The following is a 14503-nucleotide window of genomic DNA, read 5'->3' as shown; positions in this document are numbered from 1 at the left end:
GGGCGTGTTCGCCGCGTCCGAGCTGTCGACCGGCCGGCACGGCCGCGGCGGCAGCCGGTAGCCGCGGTCGTGGTGCACCCGCAGTTCTCCGAGCCCGAGGTGGCGCTGCTGGCTACCGCCGGTACCCGGCCGTGACATCCCCGGGTCGGGCGGTGCTGTCACGGCGCGGCGTTACCGGGAGGTAGGTTCTGCGCATGGGGCGGAGGCGACGGGATCCGCGGCAGGCGCGGTTCCTCACCTGGGCGTCGGCGCGCTGGGTGTGGCGGCACCGCGCGTTCACGCCGTACTACCTGGTCCGGTACTGGCGGTTCGCGAAGCTGCGGCTGCGCCGGCGCGACATCGTGACCGAGGGGTTCGTGTTCCTGGGCAAGCGGGTGGAGCTGACCGCGCGCCCGGGCCACGGCCGCCTCGTACTCGGTCGCTGGGTGCACATCGGCAACGACTGCGCGGTCCGCGCCCACGAGGGCACCGTCCGGGTCGGTGACAAGGTCGTCTTCGGCACCGACGTCACCGTCAACGGATACCTGGACATCGAGATCGGCGCCGCCACCCTCGTCGCCGACTGGGTGTACGTCTGCGACTTCGACCACGTGACCACCGACCTCGACCGTCCGATCAAGGACCAGGGCATCGTGAAGTCGCCGGTCCGCATCGGCCCCGACTGCTGGCTCGGCACCAAGGCGACCGTCACCCGCGGCGTCCACATCGGCCGCGGCAGCGTCCTCGCCGCCAACGCGGTCGCCACCAAGGCCATCCCCGCGTACTCGATCGCCGGTGGCGTACCGGCCCGCGTCCTGCGCAGCCGCCGCCCCGCCGCTTCCGTACCGGATCCGTCGCCCGAGCCGGATGCGGAGGCCCCAGCGCCAGCTCCGATCCCCGGCGACGCAGCGGTGACCAGTGCGCCGGCAGCGGGCCCGGACGCCACGGCGGCGGACTCCATCGTCCCGTCGGCGGGTGCTCCGCCGGAGGTCACGGGCACCCGAGCCACGCGCGCCGAGGCGACGATTCCGGAGGTCACGCCGGCGGAGACCACGGCCCCGGAGGCAACGGGCCCCGAGGTCACGGACGCCGGAGCCACGCGCGCCGAGGCGACGATTCCGGACGTCACGATGGGCGCGGTGACGGCGGAGCCCACGATCCCCGCCACGAACCGGGACGCCGTGCCGGCGGGCCACGAGGCCACGCCGCCGGAGCCCGCCGTACCGGAGCCCGCCGTACCCGAGGGTGCGGGTCCGGAGGCGGCCGGCACGCGGGCGGCGGGGGACGCGGGTGCGGTTCCGTTGCGGACTACCCGCCGGTAACATGCCCGGCACTGTCGATCATCAGGAGGCGGGATGGAAGGGCACGGCGGCGATCTGGCCCTGGCCGCGCTGCGCGAGTACGGGGTCACGGAGCTGTTCACGCTGTCCGGCGGGCACGTCTTCCCGCTGTACGACGCGGCGCACCGGGCGGGCGTACGCATCGTCGACGTCCGGCACGAGCAGACCGCGGTGTTCGCCGCCGAGGCCGTGGCGAAGCTCCAGCGCCGGCCGGGCGTGGCGGTACTGACGGCCGGTCCGGGCGTCACGAACGGCATCTCGGGCATCACCTCGGCGTACTTCAACGGCGCGCCGGTGGTGGTGCTCGGTGGCCGGGCGCCGCAGTGGCGGTGGGGTGCGGGCAGCCTGCAGGAGCTGGACCACGTGCCGATCGTCGCCTCGGTGACGAAGTACGCGACGACGGTGACGGCGCCGGAGCGGATGGCGGCGGACGTCCAGGCGGCGACGTTGGCGGCGCTGAGTCCGCACCGCGGTCCGGTGTTCCTGGACCTGCCGATGGACGTGGTGTTCTCGCGGGCGGACGTCGAGCTGCCCGAGGCGGTACGCCCGGCGCCGCTCGACCCGGACCCGGACGACGTGGCGAAGGCGGCGGCGCTGATCGCCCGCGCGGAGCGCCCGGTCGTGATCGCCGGTTCCGACGTGTACACGGGGGACGCGGTGGCGGCGCTGCGGGAGTGCGTCGAGGCGCTGACGGTCCCGGTGTTCCCGAACGGCATGGGTCGCGGGCTGCTGCCGCGAGGGCACGCGCTGGCGTTCTCGCGGGCCCGGCGTACGGCGCTGAAGCAGGCGGACGTGGTCGTGGTCGTCGGTACCGCGCTGGACTTCCGGTTGGGGTTCGGCGACTTCGGCGACGCGCAGGTGGTGCACGTGGTGGACGCGCCGGGCCAGCGCGCGACGCACGTGTCGCCGGCCGTGTCGCCGGCGGGTGACCTGCGGCTGGTGCTGTCCGGGCTGGCCGCGTACCGGGGTGACCGGACGGACCACGCCGGCTGGGTGGCGACGCTGCGTACCGCGGAGGACGCGGCCCGGGCCGCCGACGAGGAGCAGCTGACCGCGGACACCGACCCGATCAGGCCGGCCCGGGTGTACGGCGAGCTGCGCCAGGTACTCGACGAGGACGCCGTGGTGATCGGCGACGGCGGCGACTTCGTGTCGTACGCGGGGAAGTACCTGGATCCGGGTCGGCCGGGCTGCTGGCTGGACCCCGGGCCGTACGGCTGCCTCGGCACGGGCATGGGCTACGCGGCCGGCGCCCGCCTGACGTACCCGGACCGGCAGGTCTGCGTGCTGCTCGGGGACGGCGCGGCGGGCTTCTCGCTGATGGACGTGGAGTCGCTGGCGCGGCAGAAGCTGCCGGTCGTGATGGTCTGCGGCAACAACGGCATCTGGGGCCTGGAGAAGCACCCCATGAACATGGTGTACGGCTACGACGTGGCCGCCGATCTCACCCCCGGCCTGCGGTACGACGACGTGGTGTCGGCGCTCGGCGGGGCGGGGGAGACGGTGACGAAGCCGGCCGACCTGGGGCCGGCGCTGCGGCGCGCGTTCGACGCGGGAGTGCCGTACCTGGTGAACGTGCTGACCGATCCGGCCGACGCGTACCCGCGCAGCGCGAACCTGGCGTGAGCGCACCGCGGCCCCGGACGGCGAGGTCCGGGGCCGCGGTCGGTACGCGGGTCAGCCGTCGAACGCGGCGAACGCCTGGGAGAACTGCCAGATCGACTGGTCGACGCCGGAGCAGGTGTCGCTGCCGCCGGTGCCGGGGCAGCCGCCGTTGTCGCGTTGCAGCGCCCAGAACGACAGCATCGCGAGACCCTTGCTCTCGGCCCAGCTCTCCACGGCCGGCGCGTCGGCCGTCGTGAACGTCTCGGCCGCGCCGTAGTCGTCGATGCCGATCATCTCGGTGACGCCGATCTTCTGCCACAGCGCCGCGTCGTCCGTGCCCGGGTACAGGTCGGCGAGCTGGTCGTGCAGCCCGGTCGCCGCGGTCTTCGTGTCATCGGCCATCTCGTGGCTGCCGCCGTCGTAGTAGTCGAACGTCATGACGTTGACGACGTCGACGCGCGCGCCGTTGGCCACCGCGTCCGACAGCACCGCGTACGCGTCGTCGGCGAGACCGTTCACCGTGCACGGCAGCGTGTACGAGAACTGCACGGTGCGGCCCTGCGCCGCGGCCCAGTCCTCGACCTTCCTGATGGCCTGGTTCCGCCGGGTGATGCCGGCGGAGTTCGTCAGCGAGTTGTCCTCGATGTCGAGGTCGATCCGCGTCACGTCGTACGTCGTCACGACCTTCTCGTACGCGGCGGCGATGGCGTCGACGTCGGTGCACGAGTCGGCGATCTCGGTGCCGGTGTTGTCCGCCGTGTACCCGCCGAAGGACGGGATCACGTCACCGCCGGCGGCCCGCATCGTGTCGATGTCCGAGCCGAACTGCGCGGCGTCCACCGGCATCCCGCTGTCGCCGTTCCAGTACGGCGTGCAGGAGCCCTTCCGGTCGGCCTGCAGGAACGCCATCGTCAGGTACCGGTTGCCGGACTGCTGCGCGAGCCCGGCGAGGCTGTCGCCGTTCCACGCCTCGAAGTACGGGGCGGACAGGTGGGCGGGGAGCGCGGTCGCGGCGGTGGCCGGGCTGGCCGCGACCCCGGCGAGGGCCGCACCGCCGAGTACGGTGGCCGCCGCCGCGAAAGCCGCGGCCAGGCGGGTACGACGCGGGCGTGGTCTACGCATGGGGGCTCCTTGACTGGGGGGTCGGCACGGGGCTTTCAGTAAGGAAACCTAACTGATGGAGTGCACTTAAGTACGTTTGCCCCGTGCTGTCAAGGTCTGCCCCGTCCGTCCGGTCCCGCCTTGCCCCGGTCAGCGCAGGCCGGCGAACAGGTCGCTCTCCGGCGTCGACACCGGTACGTGGCTGCGCGCCAGCTGGTAGTCCTCGGTCGGCCACGCCGCGCGCTCCAGATCCCGCGGATGTACGAAGAACGGGTGCTCCGGCGCCATCTGCGTGGCGTGCGCGCGGGCCGCCGCGTCCCGGACCCCGAAGTACGCGGCGCACTCGACGCGGGTGGTGACCGGCAGCCCGGCCACGCCGTCCAGCTCGCCGAGCACCTCCCCGAACGGTGACGCCAGTCCGCGCGCGAGCATCCCCTCGTGCAGCGCCCGGAACCAGTCCGGCGACAGCACCGCCAGGTAGTAGAGCTTGTCCGGCCGCCACGCCGGCCCCGCGCCGGGGAACCGGGCCGGGTCGCCCGCCGCGTCGAACGCCGCCACCGCCACCTCGTGCGTACGGACATGGTCCGGGTGCGGGTAGCCGCCGCTCGGGTCGTACGTCACGACCACCTGCGGGCGGAACTCCCGCAGCACCGCGGTCAACCGTTCCGCGGCGACATCCGTTGGTACGCGGGCGAAACAGCCGTCCGGCAGCGCCTCGCCGGCCGCCGGCAGCCCGGAGTCGGTGAACCCGAGGAACCGCTGCCGGACCCCGAGCAGCCGCGCCGCCTCGGCCATCTCCGCCCGGCGCAGCTCCGGCAGCCGGGCCCTCGTTTCGGCGGTGTCCAGGTGCGGGTTGAGCACGTCGCCGCGTTCGCCGCCGGTGCAGGTCGCCACCAGCACGTCGACGCCCTCCGCCGCGTACCGCGCGAGCGTGGCCGCGCCCTTGCTGGACTCGTCGTCCGGATGTGCGTGTACGGCGAGCAGTCGCAGGTCGGCCATCGTTCCTCCGCATCGTGCGGCTGGGTCGCGCCAAACCTAGCCCCGTCCCGTACTTAGGTCAAACCCAAAAATATCCGAGCCGGTCGCTCCGGGCGGGATCCGTTGGCAGCACGGCAACTCCGGTCGGATGGTGCTGCCGCGGACGACCGCGCCGGAAGGCTGCCGGGTCGGAGCCGTGCGGGCACGGCGGGTCCGGTCGGGCAACGCCGATCCGGGGTTCAGGTGGCGTCGGGCGGGCCGCTGGGGGCGGGATCCGTTGGTAGTACGGCAACTCCGGTCGTGCGCAGCCGCCGCGGGATCGGGTGGTTGCGACGGTCGGGCCGAACCGGGCGGGATCAGTGTGCGCGGCGGAGCCGCGGTCAGGCGGAGCCGTCGCGGAGGAGGTTGCCGTCCGGGACGGTGATCGGGGGGACCGGGCCGTCCGCGGTACCGGCCGCGCGGAGCGCCCGCTCGTCGCGCCCGGCCTGCTCGTACGCCTCGACGGTGCGGGCGGCGATGGCGGGCCAGGAGTACCGGTCGATGACGAGGGCGCGGGCACGCCGGGACAGCCGCCGGGCGAGTACCTCGTCGCGGAGGACGGTGGAGACGGCGTCGGCGAGCCCGGCCGGGTCCTTGGGCGGGAACGTGACGCCGGTGGTGCCCGGCTCGACGAACTCGGCGAGCCCGCCGGTCGCCGACACCGCGAGCGGCGCGCCGGCGGCGGCGGCCTCCAGCGCCACCATCCCGAACGGCTCGTACCGGCTGGGTACGACGGCGCAGTCGGCGGCGGCGAAGAGTGCGGGGAGGCTCGGTTCGCCGGCGCGGGCCGGTTCGGTGGGCAGGAACCCGGCGAACCGCACCGTACGGCCGAGCCGGCGGCGGGTGACCTCGGCGGCCAGCTCGTCGGCGTACTTGCCCTCGCCGGCGACGACCACGCGCAGCCCGGGGAACCGCCGCCGCAGCGCGGGAGTCGCGGCGATCAGGTCCTGGACGCCCTTCTCGTACACGAGGCGGCCGGCGTACACGACGAGCGGCCCGTCCCCGGCGTACTCCTCGCGCGCGGCGCGGACCTGGCGCGGGGTGACGCGGAACGCGGCCGGGTCCACGCCGTTCGGGATGACCCGGACCTTCCCGGCGGGCAGCTCGAACAGCCGGCTGACCTCCCAGCGCATGTACCCGGAGCAGACCAGCACCCGGCGCGCCTCGTACGCCAGCCACCACTCGACGGAGTGGATGCACCGGTTGAGTTCGGCGGGCAGCCAGCCGGAGTGCCGGCCGGCCTCGGTGGCGTGCACGGTCGCGACCAGCGGTACCCGCAGGTGGTGCTTGAGCGTCACGGCCGCGTGCGTCACCAGCCAGTCGTGCCCGTGCACGACGTCGTACTCCTGCTCGGCGCAGACGCGCAGCGCGGCCCGGGTCAGCGCGTGGTTGAGCGACATCGTGAACGCCAGCAGCGTCTCGGTCGCGAACGGGAACAGCGGCGGGTCCGCGGGTGCCCGTACGATCCGCACCCCGTCGCGTACCTCGTCGAGCGGGGCGTCCCCGCCGTGCCGGGTGACGACCGTGACCTCGTGCCCGGCGGCGGCGAGCGCGGTGGACAGCGCGTGCACGTGCCGGCCCAGCCCGCCGACGACGACCGGCGGGTACTCCCAGGACAGCATCAGCACGCGCATGGTCGATGATTCTGGCACCCGTTACCGACCGGTACGTCCGCAGGGCCGGTGCGGCCGGCGGGGTCAGCCCCGCTCGACGGCGGTGTCGAGCAGGCCGAGCGGCGGGGAGCCGAGGGCGAGCAGCGCGGCGTGCAGCCGGGGCAGCGAGAAGCCGGCGCCCCAGGCCCGCCGGGCCCGCTCCCGCAGGTCGAGGATGGCGAGCTTGCCCCACGTGTACCGGCCGTACGTGGGGTCGAACGTCCCCCGGTACGCCTCGGCCAGCGCCGCCGGCCCCTGCAGGTACGCGTCGGCGGTGAACCGGGCCGCCGCCTCGGCGACGGTCATCGCGCCGGTGTGCAGCCCGATCGCCGCGCTCAGCCGTACGACCCGGACCAGGGCCTCCAGCGCCACGCCCGCCGCGAACCGCGGATCGTCGGCGTGGAAACCCTCCTCCAGCGCCATCTCCTCGGCGTAGTGCGCCCAGCCCTCGACGAACGACTCGCCGATCAGCGTGCGGCGCACCGCGGACGGGGCGCGGCGCAACGCCCGACCGTGCGAGAAGTGGCCCGGCGCGACCTCGTGCACGGTGATCGCCGGCAGGCTGGTGCGGCTGAAGACCGCCAGCCACTCCTCCCGTTCGGCCGCCGGCCAGTCCGGCTCCGGCGGCGTCACGTGGTACCAGCTCGGCGAGTCCGCCTCGTACGGTGCGGCCCACGCCATCATCGCCATCGCCCAGCGGCGCGACTCCGGGGCCGGCCCGACCCGGCACTCGCCGTCGTCGTACGGCATCAGGCCGCGCTCGGCGGTCCAGGCGATCACCTCGGCGGTCAGCGCCCGCGCCTCGGTGAGTACGCCGTCGATGTCGGGGTGGTCGGCGAGCAGCGCGGCGACGGTGTCCGATGTGGACACTCCGGGCGCGATCCGGTCGCACGCCTCGGACAGCAGGGCGCGCATCCGGTCGCGTTCGGCGTCGGCGAGCGCGGCGAGCGCGGTGAGGTCCACCGGCAGCGCCTCCGCCGACGACAGCAGCGCCGCCAGCGCGGTACCGCCGAGCGCGGTCTCCGGGTGGCCGTCCCGCGCGGCCCGTTCCAGGTGGGCGACGAGCCGGCCGTGCGCGGCGAGCGCCGCCCGTCCCGCCGCACCGTCGTCGTCGCGTACCTGACCGGCGAGGCCGCGGGCCGCGGACAGGGTCGCCGCCGCGACGGGCGCCGGTACCCGGTCGAGCGCCTCGACCGCCGCGTCGACCGCGTCCGGCCAGGCGGCGAGGTGCGCCCGGCGGGCCGCGGCGCGCTCGCCGGCCGGCGCGTACTCCCGGTCGTAGCAGGCGAGGTCGAGGTTGCCGACGTGGTGCAGCGGGTTGGCGCGGTGCAGGGCGAGGTCGCCCAGCGCGACCCGGGCGGCGTGTTCGGCCGCGGACGCCTGCGCCTCGTCGTGCGGATCCGGGTACGGGTGCGCCCCGGCGGGCGCCAGCCGGGCCAGCGCCCGGCGTACGCCGTCGGGGGACAGGTCCTGGACGACCCCGTCGTACTCGTGCCGGCCGACCGACTCGCGGGCCGTCGGCACCATCAGATCGCAGAGCGCGCGCAACCGTGCGTCCATGCGAGCAGAATCTACCGGTCCTTCGTCGCGACCACGACCAGGTCCAGCGCATCGTCCACGTCCACAGTGGACAGTACGAAGTCGGTGGCGGCGACCGCGCCGACCGCCGACCGCAGCTCCGCGGGCCACTCCTCGGCCGGCGTGGCGAGCTGCGCCTCGACCAGGTCCGCCCTGTACCGCCGGCGGGCGTCGGCGTCGGCGGCGCGCAGCCGTGCCCCGGCGTGCAGGCCGTACAGGGTGGCGTCCGGAAGTGCCGGACGTACCAGGGCGGACAGCTCGGCGGCGGACAGTTCCCGGGAGTGGTAGACGTTGCGCGGCCGGTCCGTCGCCGGGTCGTACCCGGGGGAGAAGGTGAGCCGGTTCGGCGTGGACAGCACCAGCACGCCGCCGGGCCGCAGCACGCGGGCGCACTCGGCCAGGTGCGCCGGCTGGTCCCACAGGTGTTCGACGAGCTGCATGCTCACCACCGCGTCGACGGACCCGCCGGCCACCGGCAGCGCCACCGCGTTCCCCCGCACCGCCACCACCCCCGGGTACCGCCGGGTCACGTGCCGGAGCGTCGGCAGGTCGTAGTCGACGCCGACGACGCGCCGGCCGGTCGCGAGCAGGGCCGCCCCGTAGCCCTCGCCGACGCCGAGTTCGAGCAGCCGCCCGGCGGGCAGCATCGACGCCACCGCGCGGTACGCGGCCTCGTGCCGGCGGTACCAGTAGTTCTCGACCGCGATGCCGGGGACGGTGCGCTCCCCGGTCAACGGCAGCGTTTCCGCCCGCGTCGTCATGCCCGAGAGACTAGGGTCTGTGCCGGAGCGCCGTGCCGACCGGCTCCGCGTACGACCCGGTGTGAGATGTATCGCGGGGGCTCCGCGGCGCCCAGGGCTACTGACTAGTAACATGGCTCCGGAACGGTACGTCCGACCGCGGGCTATGTTGGCCGCGGGCAGCCGGGAGCTGCCGGTCGTACGCGGTGACAGGCCCGGGTAGCAGGAGGTCGTCGGCAACGATGAAGATCGTCGTCCTGGTCAAGCAGGTACCGGATTCCGGTGCCGAGCGCACGCTGAAGTCGGATGACTTCACGGTCGACCGCGGGTCGGCCAGCAACGTCATCAACGAGATGGACGAGTACGCCATCGAGGAGGCGTTGCGGATCAAGGAGGCGCAGGGCGGTGAGGTCACCATCCTGACCGTCGGGCCCGACGGCGCCACCGAGTCGATCCGCAAGGCGCTGTCGATGGGGCCGGACGCCGCGGTGCACGTGGTCGACGGCGCGATCGCCGGCTCCGACGCGGTGCAGACCTCCGCGGTGCTCGCCGCCGCCCTCGGCACGCTGGAGTGGGACCTGGTGCTGTGCGGCGCCGAGGCCACCGACGGCCGGGTGCAGGTCATCCCGCACATGCTGGCCGAACGGCTCGGCGTACCGGCGCTCACCGGTGCCCGCAAGCTCACGATCGACGGCGACAGCCGCACGATCGAGCGCCAGACCGACGAGGGGTACGAGGTGGTCCGCGCCGACGGCAAGGCCGTCGTCAGCGTCTGGGACACCATCAACGAGCCGCGGTACCCGTCGTTCAAGGGCATCATGGCCGCCAAGAAGAAGCCGGTGACCACGCTGTCGCTGGCCGATCTGGGCCTGGCGCCCGACACCGTCGGTCTCGCCAACGCGTACTCGGCGGTCGTGTCGGCGGCGCCGCGTCCGGCGCGGCAGGCGGGCACCCGGGTCACCGACGAGGGCGAGGGCGGCGTGCAGCTGGTCGAGTTCCTGGCGGTTGAGAAGTTCGTCTAGCGTGCGGCCATGACAAACCCCCAGAACCCCGTTTCGGCGCCCGGCTGGCAGCAGCAGCCGGCCGGCGCGCCCCCGCAGTACGCGCAGCAGGCGCCGGCGCAGTACGGGCAGCCCGCCCAGTACGCACAGCAGGGCCAGTACCCGCAGGCGCAGCAGGGCCAGTACCCGCAGGGGCAGCAGTATCCCCAGCAGGGGCAGTACCGGCAGGGGCCGCAGTACGGGCAGCAGCTCAGCGCCAGCTACATCAAGCACACCGGAATGCTCATCTGGTGGCAGCAGAGCACGACCACGCACACGGGCACGTTCGAGGAGCTGACCACGGCGTACACCAGGGCGCAGACACACAATCTGCTCGCCGGCTGGTGGTCGATCAGCTCCGTGATCGCGTTCAACTGGTGGGCGATCTTCCGGAACATGTACGAATACCACAAGGTCAAGAAGGCCGCCGGGCGCTGACCGCCCGCCCCTTCGACCGCGACCGCGGAGGCAACGACAGATGGCTGAGGTACTGGTCGTCACGGACGGCACGGCGTCCGGCGTCAAGAAGGTGACCCTGGAGGCGCTCACCCTGGCCCGCCGGCTGGGCGAGCCGTCCGCTGTGGTGCTGGGCGCGCCCGGCACCGCCGACGCGCTCGCCGGCACGCTCGCCGAGTACGGCGCGGCGAAGGTGTACGCGGCGGAGAGCGACGAGATCGCCGGCCACCTGGTCGCGCCGAAGGCCGAGGTACTGGCCCGGCTCGTGGCCGAGGTGCAGCCGGCGGCGGTGCTGCTCGCGTCCTCCCAGGAGGGCAAGGAGATCGCCGGGCGGCTCGCGGTGAAGCTGGACAGCGGCCTGCTCACCGACGTCTCCGACGTGGCCGCCGACGGGACCGCCACGCAGGTGGTGTTCGCCGGCTCGACGATCGTCACCGCCAAGGTGACGAAGGGAACCCCGATCCTCACCGTACGGCCGAACTCGGTGACGCCGGAGCAGTCCGCCGGCGCGGGGGAGCGGGTCGCAGTCGACGCCACGGTGTCGGACGCGGCGAAGGGCGCCACCGTCCTGGAGCGGGTGGCCGAGCAGAAGGGTTCGCGGCCGGAACTGACCGAGGCCGGCGTGGTCGTGTCCGGTGGCCGCGGCGTCGGCAGCGCGGAGAGCTTCGCGCTCATCGAGGAGCTGGCCGACCTGCTCGGTGGCGCGGTGGGCGCCTCCCGGGCCGCCACCGACTCGGGCTTCTACCCGCACCAGTTCCAGGTGGGGCAGACGGGTAAGACGGTGTCGCCGCAGCTGTACATGGCGATCGGCATCTCCGGCGCGATCCAGCACCGGGCCGGCATGCAGACCTCGAAGACGATCGTCGCGGTGAACAAGGACGACGAGGCGCCGATCTTCGAGCTGGCCGACTTCGGCGTGGTGGGCGACCTGTTCAAGGTCGTTCCGCAGGCGGTCGAGGAGATCCGCAAGCGCCAGGGCTGATTCCGGGCGTACGCGACGGCGGGGCGGTGGGCGATCCACCGCCCCGCCCGTACGTCCGGGGTGTGGACAGGGTCCGTGGTGGTGATCTGTCGGCGACGGGGCTTGACTTTCCGCGTACCGGCGCTAGGCGGTGACCGCGCCCCGCGTACCCGTCGGGACGGCGGCCACGCGCGCGGCGGGCCGCCCCGCGACGCGGCGGAGGGCGACTGAACGGTGCCTTAGGCTGTCGATGACCTTGACCGTCCCGGCCCGTACCCCTGTGCCACTCCGGGCCGACCTCACCCCCACGGAGGACGTGGTGTCCACCAACTCGGTCGCCGTACGCCGGCACGTGCTCGCCGACCTGATCCCCGGCTCCGTCGCCCGCAACGCCCTGCTGGTGGTCGGCGGCGCCGCGCTGACCGGTCTCGCCGCCCAGCTGTCGGTGCCGATCCAGCCGATCAGCCCGGTGCCGGTCACCGGCCAGACCTTCGCCGTACTGCTGGTCGCCGCGGCGCTCGGCCCGTGGCGCGCGCTGACCTCGATGGTGCTGTACCTGGCGGTCGGCATGGCCGGCGTCCCGTGGTTCGCGGGCGGCACGTCGGGCGCGGGCGGCGCCTCCTTCGGCTACATCCTCGGGTACCTGGCGGCCGGGCTGCTGGTGGGCGAGCTGGCGCGGCGCGCCGGCGACCGGACCCCGCTGCGTACGGTCGGGACGATGGTCGCGGGCAACGCGGTCATCTACGCGTTCGGGGTGTCGTGGCTGGTCGCCACCGTCGGCCTGTCCGTCGGTACGGCGCTGGCCGTGGGTGTCGTGCCGTTCCTGATCGGGGACGGCATCAAGATCGCGCTGGCCGCGGGCATCCTGCCCGGCGCCTGGGCGCTCGTACGCCGCTTGGGCAGGTGACGTCCGACCGGGCTCCGCACGGCGCGGGGCCCGGCGCCGGTCCGGGCGAGCCCGTCGACCTGGACCTGGACGCCTGGGCCGCCTGGACCCCGACCGAACTGGCCGCCCGGCTCGCCGCCGTCGACGTACCGTGGTGGGTCTGCGGCGGCTGGGCGATCGACCTGTTCCACGGCGCGCCGCGCCGCGCGCACGAGGACATCGAGTTCGCCGTCTGCCGCGCCGACTTCCCCGCCGTACGGGACGCCCTGCTCGCCGGCGGCACGCACCACATGTACTACGTGGGCGACGGCCGGGCGTACCGGTTGGGTTCGGTGCCGCCGCCGGAGTACACGCAGGTGTGGACGGCGGAGCGGGCGAGCGGGCTGTTCCGTACCGACACGTTCCTCGACCCGGGCGATCGGGACGAGTGGGTGTGCAAACGGGACGAGCGGCTCCGCCGACCGCTGGCCGACACGATCGCGGTCAGCGCCGACGGCGTGCCGTACCAGCGGCCGGAGGTGGTGCTGCTGATGAAGGCGAAGCACCGGCGGCCGAAGGACGAGGCCGACCTGGCCGCGACGCTGCCGCTGCTGTCGGCGGCGGCCCGGGCCTGGCTCGCGGACGCGCTGGCCCTGATCCACCCCGGGCACGACTGGATCGCCGCAGCCGCCGGGCGTACGCCCTGATGTTCGGTACTGTCGAGCAGCGTCGAGGGAAACGGGGTAGGGGACCATGAACGACAAGGACGTGCTCGGCCAGATCCACGAGCTGGTGGAGGAGGAGCACCGGCTCCGCCAGGCCGGCGGCACCGACGAGGAGCGGGACCGGCTCGCCGCGGTCGAGCAGCAGCTCGACCAGTGCTGGGACCTGCTGCGCCGCCGCCGGGCCCGGGAGGACGCCGGCCAGGACCCGAACGCCGAACGGGTCCGGCCGCGCTCGGAGGTCGAGTCCTACCTGCAATAGGCTGCGGTCATGGCGTACCTGGACCATGCCGCGACCACGCCGGTACTGCCCGAGGTCCTCGCGGCGTACGTGGAGGCTGCCGGGCGTACCGGCAACGCGTCGTCGCTGCACGCGAGCGGCCGGGCGGCCCGGCGCGCCGTCGAGGAGTCCCGGGAGCGGATCGCCGAGCACCTGGGCGCCCGGCCGAGCGAGGTCGTCTTCACCTCAGGCGGTACGGAAAGCGACAATCTGGCGGTCAAGGGCATCGCCTGGGCGCGGCGCGCGGCGGAGCCGTCCCGGGACGTGCTGCTGATCGGCGCCACCGAGCACCACGCGATCCTGGACTCCGCGCACTTCATGGCCGAGCGCCAGGACACCACCGTCGTACCGGTCGAGGTCGATGCGGCCGGCCGGGTCACCCGGGAGTCGCTCGCCAAGGCCCTCACGCCGTACGCGGAGCGCGCCGCGCTGGTCTCCGTCATGTGGGCGAACAACGAGGTCGGGACCGTACAGCCGGTGCCGGAGCTGGCGGCGCTCGCCGCGGAGCACGGCGTACCGCTGCACACCGACGCGGTACAGGCGATCGGCGCGGTACCGGTGGATTTCGGCGCGTCGGGTGCGGCGGCGTTGACCGTGACCGGGCACAAGATCGGCGGCCCGGTCGGGGTGGGTGCGCTGCTGCTGCGTACCGACGTGGCGTGCACGCCGGTGCTGCACGGCGGTGGCCAGGAGCGCGACGTACGCTCCGGCACCCTCGACGTGGCCGGTGTCGTCGCGTTCGCGCTCGCGGTGGAGCTGGCCGTCCGGCGCCGTGCCGAGCAGTCGGCGCGGGTGTCCGCGCTGCGCGACGAGCTGATCGCCGGCGTACGCGCGGCCGTGCCGGACGCCGTCCTCAACGGTGACCCGGCCGACCGGCTGCCGGGCAACGCGCACTTCTCGTTCCCCGGCTGTGAAGGGGATGCGCTGCTCATGCTGCTGGACGCCGCGGGGGTCGAGTGCTCGACCGGGTCGGCCTGCTCGGCCGGCGTCGCCCAGCCCAGCCACGTACTGCTGGCGATGGGTGCGGACGCGGAGCGGGCCCGGAGTTCGCTGCGCTTCTCGCTGGGGCACACGTCGACGTCGGCGGACGTGGCGGCGCTGCTGGCCGCGCTGCCGGGTGCGGTCGACCGGGCCCGCACCGCCACCGCGGTCAAGCGCCCCCGCTGA

General features: G+C 74.1%; 14 protein-coding genes. 9 read left to right on the top strand and 5 right to left on the bottom strand.

The features are described 5' to 3' along the window. Window positions 1-194: 194 nt before the first annotated feature. Window positions 195-1301 carry an acyltransferase gene (locus Aru02nite_RS26540; RefSeq protein ID WP_203662275.1) on the top strand — a complete coding sequence of 369 codons (1107 nt, stop codon included), beginning with the start codon at window positions 195-197 and terminating at the stop codon, window positions 1299-1301. A 33-nt stretch (window positions 1302-1334) separates the two neighbouring features. Beyond that, on the top strand, window positions 1335-2945 hold the full coding sequence (locus tag Aru02nite_RS26535) for an acetolactate synthase (protein WP_203662274.1): 1611 nt from the start codon (window positions 1335-1337) through the stop codon (window positions 2943-2945). Between the two features lie 51 nt (window positions 2946-2996). Here Aru02nite_RS26535 and Aru02nite_RS26530 read toward each other — a convergent pair whose 3' ends face one another. The 5 genes from Aru02nite_RS26530 to Aru02nite_RS26510 all read right to left on the bottom strand — a co-directional run bounded on the left by Aru02nite_RS26530 (window position 2997) and on the right by Aru02nite_RS26510 (window position 9033). Then, window positions 2997-4046 carry a chitinase gene (locus tag Aru02nite_RS26530; RefSeq protein WP_203662273.1) on the bottom strand — a complete coding sequence of 350 codons (1050 nt, stop codon included), beginning with the start codon at window positions 4044-4046 and terminating at the stop codon, window positions 2997-2999. Window positions 4047-4175: 129 nt separating this feature from the next. Beyond that, on the bottom strand, window positions 4176-5024 hold the full coding sequence (mca, locus tag Aru02nite_RS26525) for a mycothiol conjugate amidase Mca (RefSeq protein ID WP_203662272.1): 849 nt from the start codon (window positions 5022-5024) through the stop codon (window positions 4176-4178). 359 nt (window positions 5025-5383) lie between these two features. Then, window positions 5384-6676 carry a glycosyltransferase family 4 protein gene (locus Aru02nite_RS26520; RefSeq protein WP_203662271.1) on the bottom strand — a complete coding sequence of 431 codons (1293 nt, stop codon included), beginning with the start codon at window positions 6674-6676 and terminating at the stop codon, window positions 5384-5386. A 63-nt stretch (window positions 6677-6739) separates the two neighbouring features. After that, window positions 6740-8254, bottom strand: coding sequence for a DUF885 family protein (locus Aru02nite_RS26515; protein ID WP_203662270.1), 1515 nt, complete (start codon window positions 8252-8254; stop codon window positions 6740-6742). Window positions 8255-8265: 11 nt separating this feature from the next. Next, window positions 8266-9033, bottom strand: a complete 768-nt coding sequence (locus tag Aru02nite_RS26510; protein ID WP_203662269.1) for a class I SAM-dependent methyltransferase — start codon at window positions 9031-9033, stop codon at window positions 8266-8268. Between the two features lie 221 nt (window positions 9034-9254). Between Aru02nite_RS26510 and Aru02nite_RS26505 the strand changes: the two genes are divergently transcribed. The 7 genes from Aru02nite_RS26505 (at window position 9255) to Aru02nite_RS26475 (ending at window position 14503) form a co-directional block, all read left to right on the top strand. Further along, window positions 9255-10034 carry an electron transfer flavoprotein subunit beta/FixA family protein gene (locus Aru02nite_RS26505; protein WP_203662268.1) on the top strand — a complete coding sequence of 260 codons (780 nt, stop codon included), beginning with the start codon at window positions 9255-9257 and terminating at the stop codon, window positions 10032-10034. A 9-nt stretch (window positions 10035-10043) separates the two neighbouring features. Then, window positions 10044-10490, top strand: a complete 447-nt coding sequence (locus Aru02nite_RS26500) for a hypothetical protein (protein WP_203662267.1) — start codon at window positions 10044-10046, stop codon at window positions 10488-10490. Between the two features lie 40 nt (window positions 10491-10530). Then, complete coding sequence (locus Aru02nite_RS26495; RefSeq protein ID WP_203662266.1) at window positions 10531-11490, top strand: electron transfer flavoprotein subunit alpha/FixB family protein; 960 nt, start codon at window positions 10531-10533, stop codon at window positions 11488-11490. 298 nt (window positions 11491-11788) lie between these two features. Continuing rightward, window positions 11789-12376: a biotin transporter BioY gene (locus Aru02nite_RS26490; protein WP_239076966.1), complete on the top strand. Its 588-nt coding sequence runs from the start codon at window positions 11789-11791 to the stop codon at window positions 12374-12376. Further along, window positions 12373-13041 carry a nucleotidyltransferase domain-containing protein gene (locus tag Aru02nite_RS26485; protein ID WP_203662264.1) on the top strand — a complete coding sequence of 223 codons (669 nt, stop codon included), beginning with the start codon at window positions 12373-12375 and terminating at the stop codon, window positions 13039-13041. Before Aru02nite_RS26490 ends, Aru02nite_RS26485 begins: the two co-directional genes overlap by 4 nt. A 46-nt stretch (window positions 13042-13087) precedes the next feature. Continuing rightward, entirely contained in the window at window positions 13088-13318 is a 231-nt protein-coding gene (locus tag Aru02nite_RS26480; protein ID WP_203662263.1) for a DUF2630 family protein, read from the top strand. A 9-nt stretch (window positions 13319-13327) separates the two neighbouring features. Beyond that, window positions 13328-14503, top strand: coding sequence for a cysteine desulfurase family protein (locus tag Aru02nite_RS26475; RefSeq protein ID WP_203662262.1), 1176 nt, complete (start codon window positions 13328-13330; stop codon window positions 14501-14503).

It is taken from the genome of Actinocatenispora rupis (genome assembly GCF_016861975.1).
Taxonomy (GTDB): Bacteria; Actinomycetota; Actinomycetes; order Mycobacteriales; family Micromonosporaceae; genus Actinocatenispora; species Actinocatenispora rupis.
This window is presented reverse-complemented; position numbering and strand designations above follow the sequence as displayed.

Excerpts from the sequence above, each read along its gene's own strand:
- Aru02nite_RS26500 (WP_203662267.1), top strand. The coding sequence starts at position 10,044 with ATGACAAACCCCCAGAACCCCGTTTCGGCGCCCGGCTGGCAGCAGCAG.
- Aru02nite_RS26515 (WP_203662270.1), bottom strand. The coding sequence starts at position 8,254 with ATGGACGCACGGTTGCGCGCGCTCTGCGATCTGATGGTGCCGACGGCC.
- Aru02nite_RS26535 (WP_203662274.1), top strand. The coding sequence starts at position 1,335 with ATGGAAGGGCACGGCGGCGATCTGGCCCTGGCCGCGCTGCGCGAGTAC.
- Aru02nite_RS26505 (WP_203662268.1), top strand. The coding sequence starts at position 9,255 with ATGAAGATCGTCGTCCTGGTCAAGCAGGTACCGGATTCCGGTGCCGAG.
- Aru02nite_RS26495 (WP_203662266.1), top strand. The coding sequence starts at position 10,531 with ATGGCTGAGGTACTGGTCGTCACGGACGGCACGGCGTCCGGCGTCAAG.
- Aru02nite_RS26540 (WP_203662275.1), top strand. The coding sequence starts at position 195 with ATGGGGCGGAGGCGACGGGATCCGCGGCAGGCGCGGTTCCTCACCTGG.
- Aru02nite_RS26480 (WP_203662263.1), top strand. The coding sequence starts at position 13,088 with ATGAACGACAAGGACGTGCTCGGCCAGATCCACGAGCTGGTGGAGGAG.
- Aru02nite_RS26475 (WP_203662262.1), top strand. The coding sequence starts at position 13,328 with ATGGCGTACCTGGACCATGCCGCGACCACGCCGGTACTGCCCGAGGTC.
- mca (WP_203662272.1), bottom strand. The coding sequence starts at position 5,024 with ATGGCCGACCTGCGACTGCTCGCCGTACACGCACATCCGGACGACGAG.
- Aru02nite_RS26530 (WP_203662273.1), bottom strand. The coding sequence starts at position 4,046 with ATGCGTAGACCACGCCCGCGTCGTACCCGCCTGGCCGCGGCTTTCGCG.
- Aru02nite_RS26520 (WP_203662271.1), bottom strand. The coding sequence starts at position 6,676 with ATGCGCGTGCTGATGCTGTCCTGGGAGTACCCGCCGGTCGTCGTCGGC.
- Aru02nite_RS26510 (WP_203662269.1), bottom strand. The coding sequence starts at position 9,033 with ATGACGACGCGGGCGGAAACGCTGCCGTTGACCGGGGAGCGCACCGTC.